Source organism: Nonomuraea sp. NPDC050680 (assembly GCF_040654555.1).
GTDB lineage: Bacteria > Actinomycetota > Actinomycetes > Streptosporangiales > Streptosporangiaceae > Nonomuraea.
Genome location: NZ_JBFAIF010000004.1, coordinates 277,043 through 296,891, shown reverse-complemented (window position 1 = coordinate 296,891; position 19,849 = coordinate 277,043). Strand labels below are relative to the sequence as shown.

The window sequence follows — 19,849 nt, the reverse complement described above, 5'->3', positions numbered from 1 at the left end:
GGCCGGGTGTGACCAGAGGAAATATCGAACGGGCAACGGTTTCAGGCGGGGAAGAGGCCCTGGTAGATGTCCTTGATGTTCCAGTGGCCGGGGGTCGGGACGGGCTCGTTGACCATGGGCACGTCGATCACCGCAGGTCGCCGGTCGGCCACCGCCGTGCGCAGTGCCGTACGGAGGTCGCCGGGCGCGGCGACCGTGTGCCCGTCGGCACCGCAGGCCCGCGCGAGGGCGGCGAAGTCCGGGCTGTAGGGCCGACCGGCGGGATCGGTGAAGTCGCAGCCGTGGCTGCGGCCGAAGTGGGCGGACTGCAGGTCGGAGATCGTGCCGTGCGACCGGTTGTTCATCACCACGAAGATCACCGGAGCGCCCAGCTCCACGGCCAGTGGCACGGCGGGGAGCTGGGCGCCCATGCCGCCGTCGCCGATCAGCGCCACCACGGTCCGGCCCGGCTCGGCGAGCTGCGCGCCGACGGCCGCGGCGGGGCCGAAGCCCATGGTGGACGCGCCGCCGGGGGTGATGAAGCGGCCCTCGGGCGGCAGCTCGTAGCACTGCGCCACGCCGTTCTTGTTCCAGCCCACGTCGGTGACCAGGATCGTGTCCGGTGGCACCGAGTCGCGCAGGTCGGCCAGGATACGCTCGGGCCGCAGGGGGAAGTCGTCGCTGGCTCCGCGTTCCCTGCTCGCGCCGAACAGCTCCGACCTGGCCGCGCGGATCCGTTCCCGCAGCGCGGGACGGCTCACCTCCGGGTGCGAGGCGGCCGCCGCGGCGATCGCCCTGATCGCCAGAGCGGCGTCGGCGACCGCGCCGATCTCCGCCGGGTAGTTGCGGCCGATCTCGGCCGGGTCGAGATCGATCTGGAGCAGCCGGCCCTTGTCCCCGAGCGTCCAGGTGAAGCGGGGGTCCCAGGAGCTCGAGTCGGTCTCGGCGAAGCGGGTGCCCAGCGCCAGCACCACGTCGGCCTCCCGGGCGTAGTCGTTGGTGAGCTCCAGCCCCCAGAACCCGGTCATGCCGAGCACCAGGGGGTGCGCGTCGGGCACGGCCCCCTTGGCCATCAGCGAGTGGGCGATCGGGATGTCGAACCGCTCGGCCAGGCGGAGCAGCGCCTCGGCGGCCTCGCGCAGGCCGCCACCCGCGTAGATCAGCGGTCGCTCGGCCCCGGCGAGCGCGGCCGCGATCCGCTCGGCGACGTCCGCCGGCAGGCCGGGCGGCTCGGCGCCGCTGAGGGGCGGGTACGGCTCGGCGGGCCTGGAGAAGACGTCCATGGGTACGTTGACCAGCACAGCGCCCGGCCGGCCCGTCGTCGCCGTCCAGAAGGCGCGCTCCACGGCCCGGCCGAGATCCTGGGCGCGGTGCACGTTCCACGCCCGCTTGACGAACGGCCTGAAGACGGCCGCCTGGTCGGCGTCGGCGTGCAGGTTGATCTCCTGGTGCGGGTGCCGCCCGTGGTAGTAGGAGGGGACGTCGCCGGAGATCACCACCATCGGCACCGAGTCGAGCGCCGCGGTCAGGACTCCGGTGGTGGCGTTGGTCAGGCCGGGGCCGACGTGGACGAGCAGCACGCCGGGCTTGCCCGACACGCGGGCGTAGCCGTCGGCGGCGTGCGCGGCGGCCTGCTCGTGCCGGGCGATGACGAACCGGATCCGGCTGTCGGCGAGCGCGTCCAGCACGGCGATGTTGGTGTGGCCGCAGGTGCCGAAGACGTGCGTGACGCCCAGGTCCTCTAACTGTCTGACAAGCGCGTGCGCGGAAGTGGTGGTCATTGTTCTCCCCAGATGCTCAGGCCCCGCAGCAGGAGGGTCTTGGTCACGGTGAAGTCCTCGATCATCCAGCGCGGCGACTCGCGGCCGATGCCGGAGTCTTTGACGCCACCGAAGGGGACGTGGTCGAGGCGGAAGTTCGACGACCCGTTGACCACCAGCCCGCCGACCTCCAGCTCCCGCCAGGCCTGGACGATCCGCCGCACATCATGCGTAAATAGGCCGGCCTGCAGGCCGTACCGGCTGCTGTTGCACGCCTCGATGACCTCATCGAAGCCGTCGTAGGGCAGCACGGCGACGAGCGCGCCGAACACCTCCTCGCGCACCAGCCGGGCATCGGCGGGCGGCGCGGAAACCACAGTCGGCTCCATGACCGCCCCCGACCGGGCGCCACCGGTCGTGATCGCGGCGCCCTGGCCGGCCGCCTCGCCGGCCCAGCGGACCACCCGCTCGGCGGCGTCGTCGTCCACCATCGAGCCGACGTCGGTGGCCGGGTCCAGCGGGTCGCCCACGACCAGGGACTTCACCTCGGCGGTCAGCGCGGCCACGAACTCCTCGAACCTGCCGCGCTGGACGTAGACCCGCTGCACCGAGATGCAGCTCTGGCCCGAGTTGCTGTAGCCGGTGCGCGCGCAGATCCGCGCCGCCTCGGCCACGTCGGCGTCCTCGCACACGATCGTGGCGGCGTTGCCGCCGAGCTCCAGCAGCACCCGCTTGGGCCCGGCGGCGCGCGCGACGGCGGCGCCGGCGCTCACGCCGCCGGTGAAGCTGACCACGGCGATCTCGGGCGCGGCGCACAGCCGGGCGCCCACGTCGGCGCCGCCGTGCAGCACCTGTACGGCCTCGACCGGCATCCCCGCGTCGAGCAGGATCCGCACCAGCTCCGTCGAGGCCGCGGGCGCCTGCGGCGGCGGCTTGACGATCGTGGTGTTGCCCGCGGCGAAGGAGGCGCCGAGCTTGTGCGCCAGCAGGTTCGCCGGGGCGTTGAAGGGAGTGATCGCCAGCACGGGACCGGCGGGGGCGCGGCAGGTCAGCGCTGTGTTGCCCACGCCGCGCGCCCAGCCGGCCACCGGCAGCACCTCGCCGCCCAGCGCCCTGGCCTCGGCCGCCGAGACCGACAGCGTGTCGGCCACCCGCAGCACCTCCCCACGCCCGTCCTTGACCGGCTTGCCGAGTTCGACGGCCAGCAGCCGGGCCAGCTCCTCACCGCGGGCCGTGACCTCGGCCGCGCCGCGCTCGAGGATCGCGGCCCTGGTCGCCGGGGCCAGCCGCGCCACCGCCCCGGCGGCCGGCCCGGCGTAGGCCAGGGCCCGGGTGATGTCGTCCGGGGTCGCCGTACGGGCCCGGCTGACCGTCCGGCGCAGGTAGGGGCCGGTCCGCTCGGCCGCCGGGCCGTCTGTCAGCCACGTTCCGGCGACGAGGCAGCCCGCTTGGTAGATCGCATCCATCTCGACTCCACTAGGTGGTGCATCAGAACCGCACTGTGGACTTGCTCAAAGTATGAGCACATCCCAGTCCGCGCAAGAGGAACCGCGTGGTGGAACGTCTGGACCGTATAATGGACCGAGTGTTAGCGTACGGACCGCATGAGAGGGTGAGCAGGAGTTCACCTTCGACCGACAAGTGAGGACCCGTGCCCGCGAACTTCCCGGCAGAATCCGGCGAGGCCGGTGGCGTGCGCAGCGTTCAGCGAGCGTTCGACATCCTGTCCCTGCTCGGCGAGGACCGGCGGATCCTGACGATCCGCGAGGTCGTCGACGAGACCGGCCTGGCGAAGACGACGGCGCTGCGCCTGCTGCAGACCCTGGAGCACATGGGCCTGCTGTGGGCCGCGCCCAAGGGCTACACCGCCGGGCCCGCCCTGTGGCGGTGGGCGCACCTGGCCCGTAGCGCGTGGGAGCTGCCGCCGGAGACCGTCAAGCTCATGCGCGACCTGGCGGCCCGGCAGCGGGAGACCGTCAACCTCTACGTCGCCAGGGACGTCCACCGGATCTGCATCGCCCAGCAGGAGAGCCCGCAGCCGCTGCGCCACGTGGTGCGGGTCGGCGACGAACTGCCCATGTGGGCGGGCGCCTCCTCGAAGGTCCTGCTCAGGGACGCGCCGGCGCGGCTCCTGTCGCGGATCGCCCGCTCCTCCCCGTACGGCGAGGCGCACCTGGAGACGCTGCGGCGGTGGATCGCCCAGGCGGCGGACGACGGCCACGCGGTCAGCCACGGCGAGCGCGAGCCCGGCCTGTCCGCCGTCGCCGTGCCCGTGACCGGCGGCACCAAGGCGATCGTGGCGGCGCTCACCCTCAGCGGACCGACCGTGCGCTTCACGGACGAGCGCGTGGCGGAGTTCGTCGCGGACCTGGGCGAGGTGGCGGGGCGTATGTCGGAGCGCGGGTTCGACCATCCACTGACTTGACCGATGGGGAGCCTTAGCGATGGGAGAGCGTGAATGCAGCAGTTGCCACTGGACGGGGTCAAGGTCGTCGATCTGACCAGCGTGCTCGCCGGACCCTACTGCAGCTACCAGCTGATGCTGTTCGGCGCCGAGGTCGTCAAGGTCGAGCTGCCCGGCAGCGGGGACCTGGCCAGGCGCCTCGGCCCTGACGACGAGCTCAACCGGGACCGGATCGGCGCCTCCTTCCTGGCTCAGAACGCGGGCAAGAAGTCGGTGGAGCTCGACCTGAAGAGCCCGGCGGGGCGGGTTGCCTTCGAGGCGATGGTCACCGGCGCCGACGTCCTGCTGGAGAACTTCCGGGCCGGAGTGCTGGCCAGGCTCGGCTACGACCGCGACCGGCTGCGCGAGCTCAACCCGAGGCTGATCTACTGCGCGATCTCCGGCTTCGGGCAGAGCGGCCCGATGAGCGGGGCCCCCGCCTACGACCAGATCATCCAGGGCCTGTCGGGCATGATGAGCGTCACCGGCACCCCCGACACGGTGCCGATGCGCGTCGGCTTCCCGGTATGCGACACGATCGGCGGGCTGATGGCCGCCATGGCGATCTGCGCCGCGCTCGCCGGGCGGCACCGCACCGGCCGCGGCAGCTTCCTCGACCTGTCCATGCTGGAGGCCTCGATCTCGGCCATGGGCTGGACCGTGTCGAACTACCTGGTCAGCGGCGTCGAGCCGGAGCCGATGGGTGACCAGAACGCCACCGCCGCGCCGTCGGGCACGTTCGAGACCGCCGACGGGCCGCTCAACATCGCCGCCAACCAGCAGACGCAGTTCGAGACGCTCTGCCGCCTGATCGGCCGCCCCGAGTTGCCGGCCGACCCGCGCTTCGTCCTCCCCGAGGGGCGCAAGGCCCAGAGGAAGGCACTGAACGCCGAGCTCAACGGCGCGCTGCGGGCCAGGACCGCGCTGGAGTGGGAAGAACTGCTGTCCGGTCATGGCGTGCCCGCCGCCCGCGTCCTCACCGTTCCGCAGGCGCTGGCACTCGACCAGCTACGGCATCGCGGCTTCCTCACCGAGCTGAGCTTCCCTGACGGGACCGATCGCCGCCTGACCGTGACCGGTAACGGCGTGCTCGTGGACGACGAACCGCTGCGTCCCCCGGTTTCCCCGCCGCGGCTCGGCTCGCACAACGAGGAGTACGCCCATGAGTGAGGCGGCCGACTGGTGGGGCACCGCCGTCTCCAGGATCGAGCCGGACGTCATCGAGCTGCGCGGCAGGCCGGTCCAGGAGCTGATCGGCCGGGTGGGGTTCGCGGAAATGGTCTGGCTCATGCTCCGCGGGGACCTGCCCGACCCGCGGCGGGCGGCGCTGCTGGAGGCCGCGCTGGTCTCCTCGGTCGACCACGGCCCGCACGCGCCGTCCATCGCGGTCGCGCGGATGGCGATCACCTGTGGCGTCGGGCTGAACAACGCCGTCGCCACCGGCGTCAACCTGCTGGGGGACGTCCACGGCGGGGCGGGGGAGCAGTGCGTGGAACTACTGCAGGAGGCGCTCACCTGCGGCGACACCGCGGCCACGGTGGCCCGGTGGCGGGCCCGCGACAAGTACCTGCCCGGGTTCGGGCACCGCTTCCACTCCCGCGACCCGCGCCGAGACCCGCTGCTCGGCCTGGTGGAGCAGGCCGTGGCCGATGGTGTGGTGCCGGGCGGGCACCTGCGGGTGGCCAAGGAGGTCGAGGCGCTGATCAGCCCGGTCCCGATGAACATCGACGGCGCGACCGCCGTCGTCTACGCCGAGCTCGGCTTCCCCGCGCCCCTGGCCAGAGGGCTGTTCGTGCTCGGCCGCAGCGTCGGCATCCTGGCGCACGCCTGGGAGGAGTCGGGGCAGGGGCGGCGCAACAAGGGCCCGCTGCCCCCCTCGATCCGGCCGACGTATCTCGGCCCGCAGGCCCTCGGTCCGCAGACTCCGGGCCGATAGCCGACAGGCCCGCAGGCCCTCGGTCCGCAGACTCCGGGCCAACACGACAGGTCGGCAGACTCCCGGTCAGTAGACGACGATCTTCCCGGTGTTCTGCGGGAAGATCGCGTCGTTGTAGAAGTGCTCGCCGGGCGTGGCGAAGGTGTGAGTGAACGACTGCCCCGGCATCAGCACGCCGCTGTCGAACTCGCACTCGAAGAACGACACTGCCGCGTGCGCGAAGGCGTTGTCCGCCGGATTGACGAACGTGATGGCCGTCCCCTTGGGCACCCGCAGGTGCTGCGGCGACATGGCGTTCTGGGCGACGGTGTTCTCGGCCGGGCCCGGCCGCTGGTTCGCCGCGTCCCAGACGCGGCCCAGCGTGACCGTCGTGCCGGCGACGGCGGCGGCCCTGATGTCGTTGCGCTTCTTGGGCGGGACCGGGGCCGCCGCGGGCGCCACCTTGCCGCCGAGCTTGAACGCCCACAGGTGGTCACCACGCGGGATGTCCGGGTACGGCAGTCCGTTCCCGCCCGCCAGGACCGCGATGTACTGCTCGCCGTCGATCTCGTAGCTGATCGGGCTGGTGTGCACCCCGGCGCCGCACTGGAAGCTCCACAGGATCTTCCCGTCGGTGTCGTCCATCGCGTGCAGCACCCCGTCGGGGCCGCCCTGGAACATGACCCGCCCCGCCGTGGTGAGGATGCCGTTGCCGTGCGCGAGCGACCACTCCCGGTCGAGCGTCCACACCGGCTTGTTGGTACGGGGATCGACGGCCGCGATGCCCCCCGCGAAGTACTCGCCCAGCGGGCGTGAGGTGTTGACCCGGCCGTCCCGGCTGTTGGAGAAGCCGGAGTTGATCAGCCCGTAACCGACGTAGATCCAGCCCGTGTGGGGGTTGAACGACAGGTGCGCCCAGTCGGCCCCGCCACCCGCGCCGGGGAAGATGATGGTCGCCCGGTCCCAGTGCGGCGTGTAGAGCCCGCCCCAGGCGTAGAACGGCACCGGCCTGGTCGCCTTGCCGAACTCCGGCGCCTGGGTGATGAACGGCGCGCCGCCGGGGAACGGCTGCGTCGGCGCGGTCTTCTGGCGTGCGTCCTGAGGCACGGGCCGCTCCGTGACCCCGTGGACCGGCTCACCCGTGGCCCGGTCGAGGAAGTAGAACATGCCGGCCTTGCTGCCGTAGACGACGACCTTGCGCACGCCGCGGCCGATCCGCAGGTCCACCAGCACCGGAGCCATGACGTTGTCCAGGTCCCAGATGTCGTGGTGCACCGACTGGAAGTGCCACTTCCGCTTGCCCGCCTTGGCGTCGATGGCCACGATCGAGTTGGCGAACAGGTTGTCGCCGCCCCTGCCCGAACCGTCCAGCCGGGGGTAGGAGCCGCCGAACGTCCAGTAGACCAGCCCGAGGTCCGGGTCGATCGCGGGATGGATCCACGGCACCGCGCCGCCGCTCTTCCAGGACTCGCCCTCCCAGGTGTCGTTGCCGAACTGGCCTTCGCCGGGGCACGCCCAGAACGTCCACGCCACCTCACCGGTGGCCGCCTTCAGGGCGTAGGCGCGGCCCCGGGCGCCGCCGGTGCTGCCCTGCATGCCGACGTAGATCAGGCCGTCCCAGTAGACGACCGCGCCGGCCAGGGTGCCGGTCAGGCCGCCGCACTGCCCGTTCTGGGGATCGCAGCCGCCGGTGTCGCCGCCGCCCTCGTCCTCGGTGATGAGCCGGCGCTGCCACACCACCTGGCCGGTCTCCTTGGCCAGGGCGTACACGATGTTGGCGCCGGAGGTGGAGAAGACCAGGCCCTCGCCGAGCGCGACTCCGCGCATGTTCGTCTGCTTGGTGCCGAGGTTCGTCTTCCACTTCAGCGCCCCGGTCCTGCCGTCCACGGCGAAGACGTTCTGCTGGGTCGTCTGGACGTACAGGATGCCGTTCTCCGCGACGCAGGTGCTCTGCTGGGGCGCGGTGGTGCTGCCGCCTTCCAGGTTCAGGTGCCAGGCGCCGCCGAGGCGGTCCAGGTTACGCGCGGTGATCTTCTTGAGCGGCGAGTGGTTGTGGTTGCCGAGGTTGCCGCAGACCTTGGGGAAGTCCTTGCCGGCCGCGCCCAAGGCGGCGGACTGCTCCGGTACGTCCTGCTCCGGTACGTCCTGCTCGGGAACGGAGGCGTCCGGACGGGCGGGTACGGCGGCCAGCGTCGCGGCCGCGCCGAGGAGGAAGTTGCGTCGTTCCACTGGCACCACGCCTTCTTCTGGTCCACTAGATGGACCTATAGATCCGCTTAACGGACGCACAATAAGCCGGTGCCGCGGTGAAGACAAGACCTTGCCGGGCTCTCGTGCGCTGGCTACGCTGTGGAACGATCGATCCACCTGGTGGACTCCGGAGGTGCCCGTGAGACCCTCTACGCTCGTGACCGCCGCCCTGCTGCTGGCGGTCGCCCTGCCCGCCTCAGCCGCCTCCAACGATCCCGCGCCGGCCGGCGGCGTGTGCCGGGGCACCGACGCCCGCTGCTACCACGACTGGGGCAACTTCGACCCGGCCAAGGGCTACCGCCTGCTCGTCTACACGCGCACGGCCGGCCCGCGCCACGCCCACCTGGGCACCGTGCTCGGGCCGGGGCTCAACCCGCCGCTCAACGACGACAACGTGGCCGTGAAGGCCGTGCTCAAGCTGGGTCAGGACAACGGCTTCGCGGTCGACTACACCGAGGACGTCACCCAGCTCGCCTCGGCGCAGAGCCTGCTGAAGTACAACGCGGTGATGTTCCTGAGCACGACCAGGGACGCGCTCGACGACGCGGCGCAGACCGCGCTGCGCCAGTACGTCAGGGCGGGCGGCGGCTTCGTCGGCGTGCACAACGCCTTCGGCACCGAGTACAACTGGCCCTGGTACGAAGGGTTGCTCGGCGAGGCCAACTTCTACGACCACGGCCCCGTCCAGCCCGCCACCGTACGCACACTCGATCGGCGCGACGCCTCCACCGCGGGACTGCCGCAGACCTGGACGTTCAGCGACGAGTGGTACAACCTGGTCCCGGCCCCCACCCGCGTCCGCGTCCTGGCCCAGGTCGACGAGAGCACCATGCTGAAGGGCACCCGCGGCAACCTCGGCCATCCCGGGCACGGCAGGGACCACCCGGTCTCCTGGTGCCAGTACTACGACGGCGGCAGGTCGTGGGTCACCACGCTCGGCCACGAGGTGCAAGCGTGGACCGGCGACCAGCGCTTCCTCGGCCACCTGACCGGCGGCCTCCGCTCGGCGATGGGCATGGCGCCCTTCTGCCGCTGATCACTTCTCCCGCTGATCACTTCTGCCGCTGACCGCTTCTGCCGCTGACCGCTTCTCACGCTGATCACTTCTGGGCAGTGTGGTGCAGGCCGCGCAGCGCCAGCACGTAGCCGTGCACGCCGAACCCGACCACGATGCTCCGCGCGACCGGCGAGATGTAGGAGTGGTGCCGGAACGGCTCGCGCGCGTGCACGTTGGAGATGTGCAGCTCCACCACCGGCAGCTCCACGCCCTCGATGGCGTCGTGCAAGGCCACCGAGGTGTGCGTGTAGGCGCCGGGATTGAACACCGCGCCGACGCACCGCCCGGCCTTGACCTCGGACCCGGCCTCGTGGATCCAGTCGATCAGCTGCCCCTCGTGGTTCGACTGCCGGAAGCGGAGGTCGAGGCCGAGCCCGGCGGCCTCCTGGCGGCACATCTCCTCGACGTCGGCCAGCGTCGTCGTGCCGTACACCTCCGGCTTGCGGGTGCCGAGCAGGTTGAGGTTCGGGCCGTTGAGAACGTACACGGATGTCACACATGCCTCACTTCGTGGTCGTCGTCGCTACACCCGGTGGCGGGCCAGGTGCTCCAGGACCGACTGGTTGGCCTCCCAGCCGTCGGGGAACTTCACCGGCACGCCCAGCCGTACCGGCTCCGCCGACGGATGGGCGTCGAGCAGCTCGGCGATGCCCGCCCTGGCCACCACCACGCACGCGTGCCGGTGCCGCGAGGCCAGCACGCACAGCCGCCCCGACTCCAGGTGGAACGCCGTGGCGTCCCGGCGTCCCGACAGCGGGTGCAGCACGATCGTCACGTCGTACTCGCGGCCCTGCAGCCGGTTGGCGGTGTCGACCGTGATCTCCGGCGGCAGCCCCGCGGCCCTGATCGCCGCCACCTGGTCGCGGTGCGCCGCGCCGACCGCGATCCGGTCGGCGGTCACCGGCCGTTCGCCCTGCTCGGAGCCCGCCACCGCGCCGCGCTGCAGCAGCCGCTCCGCCAGCAGCGCCACCGCCTGCACGGCCTCGCCGTCGGTGCGCACGGTGTGGCGGTTGGGCAGCTCCAGCAGCGCCCAGCCGGAGCGGGCCGCCTCCTCCAGCGCCCGGTCGTGCACGGTGCCCATGCCGCCGGTGGCCAGCTCCAGCCGCCGCTCGCCGGCCCCGGTGCCCGAACGGAACCCGGTGAACGGGTAGAACGCCCGCGACACCACCGGCGCGGCCGAGGCGGGCAGCCGCCACGACACCGGCAGCCGGTGCACCGGCAGGTCGGGGTTGTGCCGCAGCAGCACCGAGACGGCGCTCTGCAGCGGGTCCCACGACAGGCCGGACCAGCGGTCGCCGTCCACGATCGAGAACGGGTCGAGCTGGCCGGGATCGCCCACGAACAGCGCCCGCTCGAACAGCCCGGCGATGCGCAGCAGCTTGTCCGAGCGCATCTGGTACGCCTCGTCCACGATCGCCCACGGCCAGGTGCGGCCGGAGATCCACGCCCACTTGTCCGAGGTGGCGATCGTGATGTCGGGGTCACCGAGATCCTGGATCCGCGTGCCGACCGTGACCCCGGGCAGCTCCAGCAGGCGCAGCGGCGGCACGTAGCCGCTCGCCGACAGCCGCCCGACCGTCAGCCGCGGGTGCCGCTCCGAGATCCGCGTCACCAGGTCGTCGACCTGCTCGTTGGTCTGGGCGACGATCATCAGCGGGTCGCCGGTCTCGGCCAGGTGGGCGGCGGCCCGGACGACCAGCGTGGACTTGCCCGCGCCCGGCGGTGAGTCGACCACCACGCCGCGGTTCCTCGGCAGGTCGGCGAGCACGTTCCTGATGACCTGCTCCGGGCTGATGTCCTGCTCGGGGCTGATGGCCTGCGCCGGGCTGATGGCCTGCGCCGGGCTAACGGCCTGCGCCGGGCTGGCGTCCTCGCCGGTCACGACCACTCCTCGCGGGCGTCCTCGTCGGTGGGGCGGTATTCGCGCGGCGGGCCGCCGTGGGTCCACGGCGTCGCCTCCGCGTCGGGCAGGCTCGGCGCGCCCTGGAAGTCGTCGGTGAGCGAGGTGTAGCAGACCCGCTCGCCCACCTCGGGCACCGCGCCCGGCGTGGGCGTCTTGCCCCGGCCCATGCCCTTGGTGATCTTCAGAGTGACCAGGCCGTCGCTCGCCTCCACCAGCTGGGCGCCCTGGCCGCGCCGCTGCGGGGTGCCGAGCGTGGCGCCGGGTGCCATCCGTACGGGATCGTCGGTCTTGACCACCACGAGCGGGCGCAGCTTGCGCGAGCGGCCCTCGCCCTCGAAGTTCTCCGGTTCGGTCTCCACGACCTCGCCCGCGAACGCCTCGCCGGTCAGCCGGTATTCGGCCATGACGAGCGGGTCGTCGTAGGCGCGCTGCACCTCGTAGGCGGCCTGGGCACGCTCCATGCGCGCCAGGCGCGCGGCGGCGGCTATCGCGCCGTCATGCCTGGCCTGCGGCGGCCCGCCGTCCTCGATCTGCGCGGCCAGGCCGCTGAAGGAGGCGCGGTCCTGCTCCCACCGCTGCGCCACACTGTTGCCCTCGGGCAGGCCGGAGAGCAGGTCGATCGCCTGCCACATGAGCCGCCAGGTGGGTTCGAGCTGGGAACGCAGGGCCTCGGTGACGCGTTCGGCCGAGCCCTTCTCGATCGCCGGCGCCAGCACCTCGGCGTCGAACCCTGGATCGGTGACCGGGCCCGCGGGCGGCCAGATCAGCGGATCCTCCGCGTCGTCGCTCGGCCCGTCGGTGATCCAGGCGAGCAGCGCGGCCAGATTCGCGTCCTCCAGGCCGCTCTGCCCGCTCGCCCAGTGCCTGCCCAGCTCGTCGGTCGCGGCGATCGTCAGCGACGACCCCGGATATCCGGCCCGCTCGGCGAACCAGGTCAGCCACCTGCCGAGCAGCGGAACCCCCGTGGGCACCGGGTAGGGCCCGTCGGCCCGGCGGAAGCGGGTGGACCGGCCGAGCAGCCGGGTGAACGCCACCCCCGCCTGGTTCGGCACGATCAGCTGCGGCGCGTCGAGCGCCCGCTCGTAGGGGTCGGCGTTCTTGCGCTCCACCGTCTCCGTCTCGCGCAGAAAGCCCTGGATGTACGGCAGGAGCAGCCCGGCCAGCTCGGCGGCCCAGGCGAAGCGCAGATCGCGGTTACGCGGCTGGGTGACCACCAGCAGGCGGGGCTCGGCCCGGTCGGTGCCGAGCATGGCGGCCAGCGGCGCGGCGGCCTCGCCGGAGAGCTTGAGCGGGATGAACACCATCGGCCGCGCCGACAGATGGCAGTGCCGGACGGTCGCGATCGGCTGCGCGATGCCCTCGTCGAGGGCCCGCAGCCGGGCGAGCGAGGTGAGCAGGCTCACGTCAGGCACTCTCTGCGCAGGCGTTCGGCGTTGCGCAGGAGCCGGGCGATCTCCTCCTGGCCCGGTTCCGGGTCGCGGGTGCCGTCGGCCAGCCCGAGCGCCTCGCCGACGGAGGCCACACCGCCCAGCTCGTCGCGTACGTTACGGCCGAGCAGGTCGGAGGCGCCCTCCTGCCGGGCCTCGTCACGGCAGAAGAAGCACAGGTCGCAGGTCGACAGGCAGTCGGGCGCGTAGCGGGCGTCGGCCCGGCGCAGCGCGTCGGCCAGCTCGGCGGCGGACCGGGTCGGCAGCCCGTCCTCGCCGGGCAGCAGATCGAAGGTGACCTCGTCGGGCAGTACGTCGAGCAGCCGGTCGAGCCCCGTCATCCGGTCGAGCTGGCGTTCCAGCACGGCCAGCTGCTTGCGCACGTCCACCAGCGTCGCGACCGGCCGGTTGGCGAAGTTCTCCGGGCAGACCAGCACGACCTCGTGCGAGACCCGCAGCGGGTCGTGTCCCAGCTCGCCGAGCAGCCTGCGCAGCGCCAGCACGTACACCGCCGCCTGCCGGGCCGCCGCGGCCACCGCGGCGGGATCCGCCTGCCCGTCGATCACCGCGAACGACTTGATCTCCACGATGTGGAAGCGCCCGCCGAGCTGGAAGGCCACCACGTCCGGCTCCAGGTAGGCGGCGTGCCCGGCGATCTCCAGGGCGAGCAGCGGATGGTCGTAGACCGTCCCGGCGTCGTGCCCTTCGGCCACCGCCCGGTCGAACAGCGCCCGGGTGTGGGCGTGGCGCAGGTGTGCGCCGACGTTCTCCACGTCGTGGTAGGCCACCTCGGCGATCGGCAGGCCGAGCTGCTCCCGCAGCATGCGCAGCAGCTCCGCGCAGCCGTCGGCCTTCACCAGCGCCTCGAACACGTTCCCGCGGGTGATCGCGAACGGCGACTGGCCGAACGGCGCGGGGAAGCCCAGATGCCGGGCGGCGGCGTCCTTGTCGATCCCGGCGCCGTCCATGAGCGCCCGGCGCGAGCAGCCGGGGTTCGCCGCGAGCGCGGCGATGGCGCGGGCGTCGTGCGGCTTCGGTGGCGTCGTGCCTCGCAGCGCGTCAAGCCGGTTCATCGGCCACCTCTCGTCTCGCTGTCGCGCTCGCCGCTGACGCGCTCGCCGTTGCCGGTGCGCTCGCTGACGATGCGCTCGCTGTCGCACGTGAGGCCGGTGCCGGCCTGGTGCCCCATCGCTCTCACCCAGTGATCCTTTTCCTCGCGACAGTGCTCAGCGTAGCGGCGCCGAACAGCCGCGCCGTGTCACCGAGCTGCGTCGCCGCGCGTTCGGCCAGCTCAGCGCGGTCCTGCGTGTCGCGCTCCACGTGCACCGCGAGCTCCGCCCGCGCCGCCTCGATGACCCGGCCGGGGTCCGACGGCCCCAGATCGCCGTCGGTGGCGCCGGGGATGTTACGCGCCATCCTGGCCAGCAGCCGCGCCCCCGCGGGCTCGACGAGGACGTCGTCCAGCTGCTCGGCCACCGCTATGGCGCAGGTCAGGAAGTCGACGCGGGGGCTGAGCGGGCCCACCATCCGGCGCGCCTGCGGCCACGTACTGGCCGCCAGCAGGCCCCGGGCGGGGGAGAGGCGGTCCGTCAGGGCCGCGCACAGGTAGTACGGGCGGCCGTACGGGGAGGACTTGAACGAGCGTTCCTCGTCGCGGCGCAGGCTGGTGAGCTGATTGCTCCGCAGCGTGCCGCCACGGAACGCCGCGCCCACGGCGACGATCAGCCGTGGCTGGGCGCAGGCGCCCAGCAGGAGGAGACCCTGATGTACCTGCTCGCGCACGGTCACCAGCCGCGGCGCCGCGGGTTCGGGTTCGCTGTCTTTCGGGTCGGTGTCCTTCGGATCGCCTGCCGGGGCCGTGCTCACCAGGGCGTCCCACGTGCGCTCGGCGCCGCGCAGCTCGGCGCGCAGGGTCCTGGCCGTGGCCGTGTCCTTGACCCGCATGGCCCTGCGCACACCGGCTCGGAGCTCGTCGATCCGCCTCTCGAGATCGTCCAGCCGGTCACTCATGGCGCGAGCGTAGCAAGAGTTCCAGTATTTCCCAGTATTTTCATGATATGTCAGCTCTTGATCTACGTTGTAAAGGGCGCGGCCCGGTCCTCCGCCGGGTGGGAGGCCCGGCGGGACATCCGGCTCACCTCACGGCGTACCGGCGATGGCGCAGGCCCAGCACGAAGGGCGCCCGCAGGCGATCTCGGCCAGATCCTCTTCGAGGCCGGCACGGAGCGGGGGATGATCGCCATGCCTTCGAATCTAACTCCGGGCGAGCGCACATGGGATCCCCTTCCTGCGGGGACGAAGCTTGCTGTGTCCCCTCAGGTGCGTCATCTGATCGGCGCTGTGGCCGGGTCGGCCGCGCTGCCTCTCGTCTACTACCTGACCGAGGCGGGCGCCAGGGCCCTGCGAGCGGCGTACGCCGCCTTCCGGCCCGCGCCCGCCGGGCTCGGCTACCTGACGGCGGTGGCGGCCATCGTGGTGCTGCTCGCCGCCTGGTCGTGGCTGTCGCCGCTGGCCGCGCTGGCCTGCGGGCTGCCGCTGACCGCCGCCGCGGCGCTGTTCGCGTTGGACCTCGACGTCGCGCTGGACCTGGCGGGCCGGCTGCCGAGCTTCGCGGTGCCCACCGGTCAGCCGGTGGGCACCCTGGCCGGTGAGCCGCCGGGCGCCCTGGCCGGGGTGACGGGCCTGTACGCCGTCATCGGCGTCCTGCTGGTCCTGTCGGCGCTGCTGCGGCGCAGGCGGCGATCTATCCTGGGCGGATGAGCGGACGGGACCCGGATCGGCGCAGGGCGCTGCTGGACGCGGCGGACCGGGTCATCCTGCGCGAGGGCCCCGAGGCGTCCATGGCCGCGATCGCCGCCGAGGCCGGGATCACCAAGCCGATCCTCTACCGCCACTTCGGCGACAAGAGCGGCCTCTACGAGGCGCTGGCCGACCGCCACGTGCGCACGGTCATCGCCCAGCTGCGGCCAGGGTTCGCCGCCTCCGGTCCGCGGCCGGGGTTCGCCGCCTCCGGTCCGCGGCCGGGGTTCGCCGCCTCCGATCTGCGGCCGGGGTCGGCCGAGCCCGCGACCGATCTGCGCGGCCGGGCCAGGACGACGATCACCGTCTACCTGGACCTGATCTCGGCCAACCGCAACCTCTACCGGTTCCTGTTCCACCGGGCCAGCGCCGAGGACACCCGGATGCGCTCCCACATGACCGCGCTCGTCCGCAGCCTCGGCGAGGAGCTGGGCGGGGTGCTGGCCGCCGAGCGGGTGGTGCCGGAGCCCGTACGCGCCCAGGTGCTCGGTCACGCGTTCGTCGGCATGGTGCAGAGCACCGGCGACTGGTGGCTGGAGCATCCGGAGGTGGATCGGGCGGAGGTCGTCGAGGGCCTGGTGGACGTGATTGTCGCGGCCGTCGCTCACCGAAGCGGCAGAGCCTCCCATACCGCCGGGCGTGGTTGAGCGCCCACCCGAGCACCCCCAGCGCGCCGGCCGACCAGAGCGCGGTCCGTACACGATCAACGGCAACGGGTTCTCAGCCGGGCGACCGCGGAACGGGTTCTCAGCCGAGCATCCGCAGCAGGTCCCACTCGTTCTCGCACACCCGGCGCCCGATCGCGGCCAGCTCGACCGAACGCGCGCCGCCGCGCAGGTGGCGCATCGTCTGCATCACGCAGATGACGCCCCACTTGAGCACGCCGAACGTCTCCCACCAGCGCAGCGCGTCCCGGTCGACGGGCTGCCCGCCGGCCTTTTCGTACGCGCTCACCAGGTCGTCGTAGTCGCCGAAGCCGCCGACCGGCAGCGGCGAGCCGAACCGCCAGGCCTTCACGCACAGCCAGCCGAGGTCCTCGACCGGGTCACCCGCGTGGGCCAGCTCCCAGTCGAGCACCGCCCGGATCCCCTCGGGCCCGACGATCAGGTTGCCGTTGCGGAAGTCGCCGTGCACCACGGTCCGCCGCGCCGCCGCCGGCCGGGTCGCCGCCAGCCGCCGGAAGGCCAGCTCGAACACCGGATGCGGCTCACCGATCTGATCGAGCACGTCCCGCCACTGCCGCAGCGGATCCTCGGCCACGACAACAGGCACGGGAACAGGGGGGAGCGCGGACAGCGGCATCCGGTGGATCGCCGCGAGCGCCGCGCCGCACTGGGCGGCCAGTCGCGGCCGCGCCCCCGCGTAGGCCTCCTCGCGCAGGATCCTGCGCGGGATCGTCTCGCCCGCCACACGCGTCATGAGGATGTAGGCCTCACCGGCCGCCACGATCCGCGGCACCGGCACCCCCGCCTCGGCGGCGGCCCGCATCAGCGTGGCCTCGCTCGCCAGGCTGCCACCGGCCTCCAGGGCGGCGCCGGGGGAGTCGAGGCGCAGGATCAGCTCGTGCCGTTCGTCCCCGTCGAGCACGTCGAGCGCCCACGTCTCGCGCGAGGCCCCGCCGGGGAGCCGCGCGCTGAAGGGCGCCGACGCGCCGGGCCCGAAGACCTCGCCGACGATCGAGTGGACGATCGAGTGGACCGCCTCCGTCATCGCAGCCCGAACTCCCAGTTCCCGCCCGCCGCGTAGGCGCCGAGTATCCGCCGTCCCACGGAGTCGATGTGCACCTCGTCGGGGCCGTCGTAGATCCGCCCGGCTCTGGCGTGCCGGTACATCCGGTCCAGCGGGGTGTCCGGAGTCAGCCCCGCCGCGCCGTACACCTGGATGGCCCGGTCGATCACGTTGTGCAGCATGCGCGAGCCGACCACCTTGATCGCGCCGATCTCGACCCGGGCCTCGGAGCCGGCGTCGATGGCCCGCGCGGCGTCGAGCGTGAGCAGCCGCGCGGCCTGGATCTCGGTGTAGGAGTCGAACACGTGCTGGCGCATGAGCTGCTTGGCGGCCAGCGGCTCGCCGAACGCGCTCCGCTCGCGCAGCCGGCGACACATCAGGTCGAAGGCCCGTTGCGCCTGGCCGAGCCAGCGCATGCAGTGGAAGATCCGTCCTGGCCCCAGGCGCCGCTGCGCGATCACGAACCCGTCGCCGCGCTCCCCAAGGAGGTTCGAGGCGGGCACCCGGACGTTGTCGTAGCGGACCTCGCAGTGCGCGCCGTCCAGCCCCAGGACCGGCGTCTCGCGGATGATGTCGTAGCCCGGCGTGTCGGTCGGCACGAGGATCATGGAGAAGGACCGGTGCGGAGCCGCGTCGTGCTCCGTCCGGCACATCACGGTGGTGTACGCGGCCCGGGACGCGCCGGTCGTGAACCACTTGTGCCCGTTGATCACCCATTCGCCCCCGTCGAGGACGGCGGCCGTCCTGAGCTGCGTCGGATCGCTGCTCGACACGGACGGCTCGGTCATCGCGAAGCTCGGCGAGATGTCGCCGCGCACCAGCGGGTCGAGGTAGCGCTCCCGCTGCTCGGCCGAGGCGTGCTCGTGCAGCATCAGCGAGTCCTGCAGCGTGTACGTCCCCAGCGCGATCTGCCCGAACTCGCTGCGCCCCTGCACCTCGTTGACGTAGACGTAGTCGAGGAAGGGCAGCCCGCCCCCGCCCAGCTCACGCGGGTGACCGAGGGCCCACAGGCCCTCCTTCTTGGCCTCGGCCCGCAGTTCGTCGAGCGCCGCCCCGGCGGCGGGCCCGCCCTGGTGGAGCACGTTCTCGGCGGGCTCGACCCGCTCGGTCATGAACGCGTGGACGGCATCACGAATGGGACGGACGCTGTCTGGGACGGCGAAGCTCATGACAGGATCACAACCGATAATCGTTGCCCGGTCAACGGATTCGGTCGCGTTTCCAGGCCGCCCGCCGGCTCGACGTGGCAGGGTCAGCACACGCCGGGCAACCCGCACACCTTGGCCGCCATCTTCCTGGCTTTCTTGGCCAGGCCGCCGGGGTTGTAGCTTCCCTCGTCGGTCGTGTAGATCATCAGTGCGCTGCCCTTGCGTGCGACGATACCGGTGACGGTCTGGTTCACGTGGCCGTCCTGCCGCGTCTGGTACCCCATGCCCCAAGCCTCATCGCCCGCCTTGGTCTTGTTCGTCCGCCACCGGATCGAGAGTTCGGGCGACGACGGGTCGCCCTTGCGCGCGCATCGCTTGACCTCGGCGCGCAGCCGGGTGAGCACGGCATGGGCGGCACGCGGGCTCTTGTAGATGATGAGCTGTTCGGAGGAGCCGCTGGGGGCGGAGGTCCCGAGCGTGATCGTGCGGGCCGCCAGCCGGCCGCCGTCAACGGCGCGCCGGTGCCCGCACGGGTTCAGCTCCAACGGCCTGGTGAGTTTGTCGCTGATCTCGTAACTGACTTCAGCGGCCTCGTCGGGGCTCAGCGGCTTGCGCGCGTCGCGCTCCATGAGCAGGAAGTTCTTCGGAATCTCGGTCACGGTCACCGGGGACAGGGCCAGCGCCAGGGAGAGGGTCACATGGATCATGAAGGGTTGGACGCCGGCGGGGACGACATTGTTCGCGACCGGCCCGTCCCTGCCAGGTCACCTGCAAAACCGTCGTCTCATCTGGGCGGCCTGGGTGCAGCGGCCCGCGCAATGGGACCATCCGTCGGTACGCGGAGACCTCGTGCGCACCACTGGCGCGAACGGTCAGCAGGCCGTTGCGCATCAAAGTCGTCATCCGGCACTCGACCAAGGATGTGGATTGGATCGTCGGCAAGAGAACGGTCCGGGAATACCACTACAGAATGGGTGGTAACGGCTGGCAGCTCAAGAGCTACCGTGTCGGAAAGCGGGCCGATCCGCGAATCGAAGCCGTTCCGATGGGACTGTCGCTGATGAGTCAAAGGAGTTCCTTATGGCAACCCCGCACGACGTTCCCTCGGCGGCCCATCTGGTGGCGGCCGTCCGCGAGTTCCTGGCCGACGACGTGCTGCCCGCGGTCGAGGGGCGGGTGCGATTCCACACACGGGTGGCGATCAACGTGCTCGGCATGGTCGAGCGGGAGATCGAGCTGGGCCCGGCCCAGGCCAGGGAGCACGAGCGGCGGCTGGCCGGGCTGGGCGTGGCCGACGACGCGGAGCTGGCGGCGGCGGTGCGTGAGGGCCGCTTCGACGACTCGGCTCTGGTCGAGGCGCTCAGGGATGCCGTACGGGCCAAGCTGGAAGTGGCCAACCCCGGATATCTCGGCGACGGCTAGCCGATCCTGACCGGCTGA

General features: G+C 72.2%; 19 protein-coding genes. 7 read left to right on the top strand and 12 right to left on the bottom strand.

All coding sequences use genetic code 11. The features are described 5' to 3' along the window. Positions 1-41 precede the first annotated feature (41 nt). A complete protein-coding gene (locus AB0H88_RS17110) occupies positions 42-1,760 on the bottom strand; it encodes a thiamine pyrophosphate-binding protein (RefSeq protein ID WP_357645333.1) in 1,719 nt (572 codons plus the stop codon). Beyond that, positions 1,757-3,205: an aldehyde dehydrogenase family protein gene (locus AB0H88_RS17105; RefSeq protein ID WP_357645331.1), complete on the bottom strand. Its 1,449-nt coding sequence runs from the start codon at positions 3,203-3,205 to the stop codon at positions 1,757-1,759. The genes AB0H88_RS17110 and AB0H88_RS17105 overlap by 4 nt, the downstream gene beginning before the upstream one ends. A 185-nt stretch (positions 3,206-3,390) precedes the next feature. Here AB0H88_RS17105 and AB0H88_RS17100 point away from each other — a divergent pair, with 185 nt between their 5' ends. The 3 genes from AB0H88_RS17100 to AB0H88_RS17090 are packed head-to-tail and all read left to right on the top strand — an operon-like array spanning position 3,391 to position 6,118. Then, positions 3,391-4,164 carry an IclR family transcriptional regulator gene (locus AB0H88_RS17100; RefSeq protein ID WP_357645329.1) on the top strand — a complete coding sequence of 258 codons (774 nt, stop codon included), beginning with the start codon at positions 3,391-3,393 and terminating at the stop codon, positions 4,162-4,164. Between the two features lie 33 nt (positions 4,165-4,197). Further along, positions 4,198-5,352, top strand: a complete 1,155-nt coding sequence (locus AB0H88_RS17095; RefSeq protein WP_357645327.1) for a CoA transferase — start codon at positions 4,198-4,200, stop codon at positions 5,350-5,352. After that, positions 5,345-6,118, top strand: coding sequence for a citryl-CoA lyase (locus tag AB0H88_RS17090; protein WP_357645324.1), 774 nt, complete (start codon positions 5,345-5,347; stop codon positions 6,116-6,118). The genes AB0H88_RS17095 and AB0H88_RS17090 overlap by 8 nt, the downstream gene beginning before the upstream one ends. Positions 6,119-6,184: 66 nt before the next feature. Here AB0H88_RS17090 and AB0H88_RS17085 read toward each other — a convergent pair whose 3' ends face one another. Further along, positions 6,185-8,332 (bottom strand): PQQ-binding-like beta-propeller repeat protein, encoded by a 2,148-nt coding sequence (locus AB0H88_RS17085; protein WP_357645322.1) that lies wholly within the window; start codon positions 8,330-8,332, stop codon positions 6,185-6,187. Between the two features lie 154 nt (positions 8,333-8,486). Between AB0H88_RS17085 and AB0H88_RS17080 the strand changes: the two genes are divergently transcribed. Then, on the top strand, positions 8,487-9,383 hold the full coding sequence (locus tag AB0H88_RS17080; protein WP_357645321.1) for a ThuA domain-containing protein: 897 nt from the start codon (positions 8,487-8,489) through the stop codon (positions 9,381-9,383). Positions 9,384-9,447: 64 nt separating this feature from the next. Here AB0H88_RS17080 and aroQ read toward each other — a convergent pair whose 3' ends face one another. From aroQ to AB0H88_RS17050, 6 genes are read right to left on the bottom strand one after another with little or no spacing between them, the layout of a single operon-like run. Beyond that, positions 9,448-9,900 carry a type II 3-dehydroquinate dehydratase gene (aroQ, locus tag AB0H88_RS17075; RefSeq protein ID WP_357645318.1) on the bottom strand — a complete coding sequence of 151 codons (453 nt, stop codon included), beginning with the start codon at positions 9,898-9,900 and terminating at the stop codon, positions 9,448-9,450. 27 nt (positions 9,901-9,927) lie between these two features. Next, on the bottom strand, positions 9,928-11,286 hold the full coding sequence (locus tag AB0H88_RS17070) for an AAA family ATPase (RefSeq protein ID WP_357645316.1): 1,359 nt from the start codon (positions 11,284-11,286) through the stop codon (positions 9,928-9,930). Next, entirely contained in the window at positions 11,283-12,710 is a 1,428-nt protein-coding gene (locus AB0H88_RS17065) for a hypothetical protein (protein ID WP_357645314.1), read from the bottom strand. Before AB0H88_RS17065 ends, AB0H88_RS17070 begins: the two co-directional genes overlap by 4 nt. Beyond that, the gene (locus AB0H88_RS17060) at positions 12,707-13,807 is read right to left on the bottom strand and encodes a hypothetical protein (RefSeq protein WP_357645312.1); all 1,101 of its coding nucleotides are present in this window, start codon (positions 13,805-13,807) and stop codon (positions 12,707-12,709) included. The genes AB0H88_RS17065 and AB0H88_RS17060 overlap by 4 nt, the downstream gene beginning before the upstream one ends. Continuing rightward, positions 13,804-13,932 (bottom strand): hypothetical protein, encoded by a 129-nt coding sequence (locus AB0H88_RS17055; protein WP_357645310.1) that lies wholly within the window; start codon positions 13,930-13,932, stop codon positions 13,804-13,806. The genes AB0H88_RS17060 and AB0H88_RS17055 overlap by 4 nt, the downstream gene beginning before the upstream one ends. Further along, complete coding sequence (locus AB0H88_RS17050; RefSeq protein ID WP_357645309.1) at positions 13,929-14,744, bottom strand: hypothetical protein; 816 nt, start codon at positions 14,742-14,744, stop codon at positions 13,929-13,931. Before AB0H88_RS17050 ends, AB0H88_RS17055 begins: the two co-directional genes overlap by 4 nt. 297 nt (positions 14,745-15,041) lie before the next feature. Here AB0H88_RS17050 and AB0H88_RS17045 point away from each other — a divergent pair, with 297 nt between their 5' ends. Further along, positions 15,042-15,494 (top strand): hypothetical protein, encoded by a 453-nt coding sequence (locus AB0H88_RS17045; RefSeq protein ID WP_357645308.1) that lies wholly within the window; start codon positions 15,042-15,044, stop codon positions 15,492-15,494. After that, positions 15,491-16,180 (top strand): TetR/AcrR family transcriptional regulator, encoded by a 690-nt coding sequence (locus AB0H88_RS17040; RefSeq protein ID WP_357645307.1) that lies wholly within the window; start codon positions 15,491-15,493, stop codon positions 16,178-16,180. The genes AB0H88_RS17045 and AB0H88_RS17040 overlap by 4 nt, the downstream gene beginning before the upstream one ends. A 100-nt stretch (positions 16,181-16,280) precedes the next feature. Here AB0H88_RS17040 and AB0H88_RS17035 read toward each other — a convergent pair whose 3' ends face one another. From AB0H88_RS17035 to AB0H88_RS17025, 3 genes are all read right to left on the bottom strand, one after another. After that, positions 16,281-17,243 (bottom strand): phosphotransferase family protein, encoded by a 963-nt coding sequence (locus tag AB0H88_RS17035; protein ID WP_357645306.1) that lies wholly within the window; start codon positions 17,241-17,243, stop codon positions 16,281-16,283. Beyond that, positions 17,240-18,430, bottom strand: a complete 1,191-nt coding sequence (locus AB0H88_RS17030) for an acyl-CoA dehydrogenase family protein (RefSeq protein ID WP_357645305.1) — start codon at positions 18,428-18,430, stop codon at positions 17,240-17,242. The genes AB0H88_RS17035 and AB0H88_RS17030 overlap by 4 nt, the downstream gene beginning before the upstream one ends. Before the next feature lie 83 nt (positions 18,431-18,513). Further along, positions 18,514-19,107: a hypothetical protein gene (locus AB0H88_RS17025; RefSeq protein ID WP_357645304.1), complete on the bottom strand. Its 594-nt coding sequence runs from the start codon at positions 19,105-19,107 to the stop codon at positions 18,514-18,516. 382 nt (positions 19,108-19,489) lie between these two features. On the opposite strand from AB0H88_RS17025, the gene AB0H88_RS17020 reads away from it, so the two are divergent. Beyond that, positions 19,490-19,831: a DUF6285 domain-containing protein gene (locus AB0H88_RS17020; RefSeq protein WP_357645303.1), complete on the top strand. Its 342-nt coding sequence runs from the start codon at positions 19,490-19,492 to the stop codon at positions 19,829-19,831. Positions 19,832-19,849 lie beyond the last annotated feature (18 nt).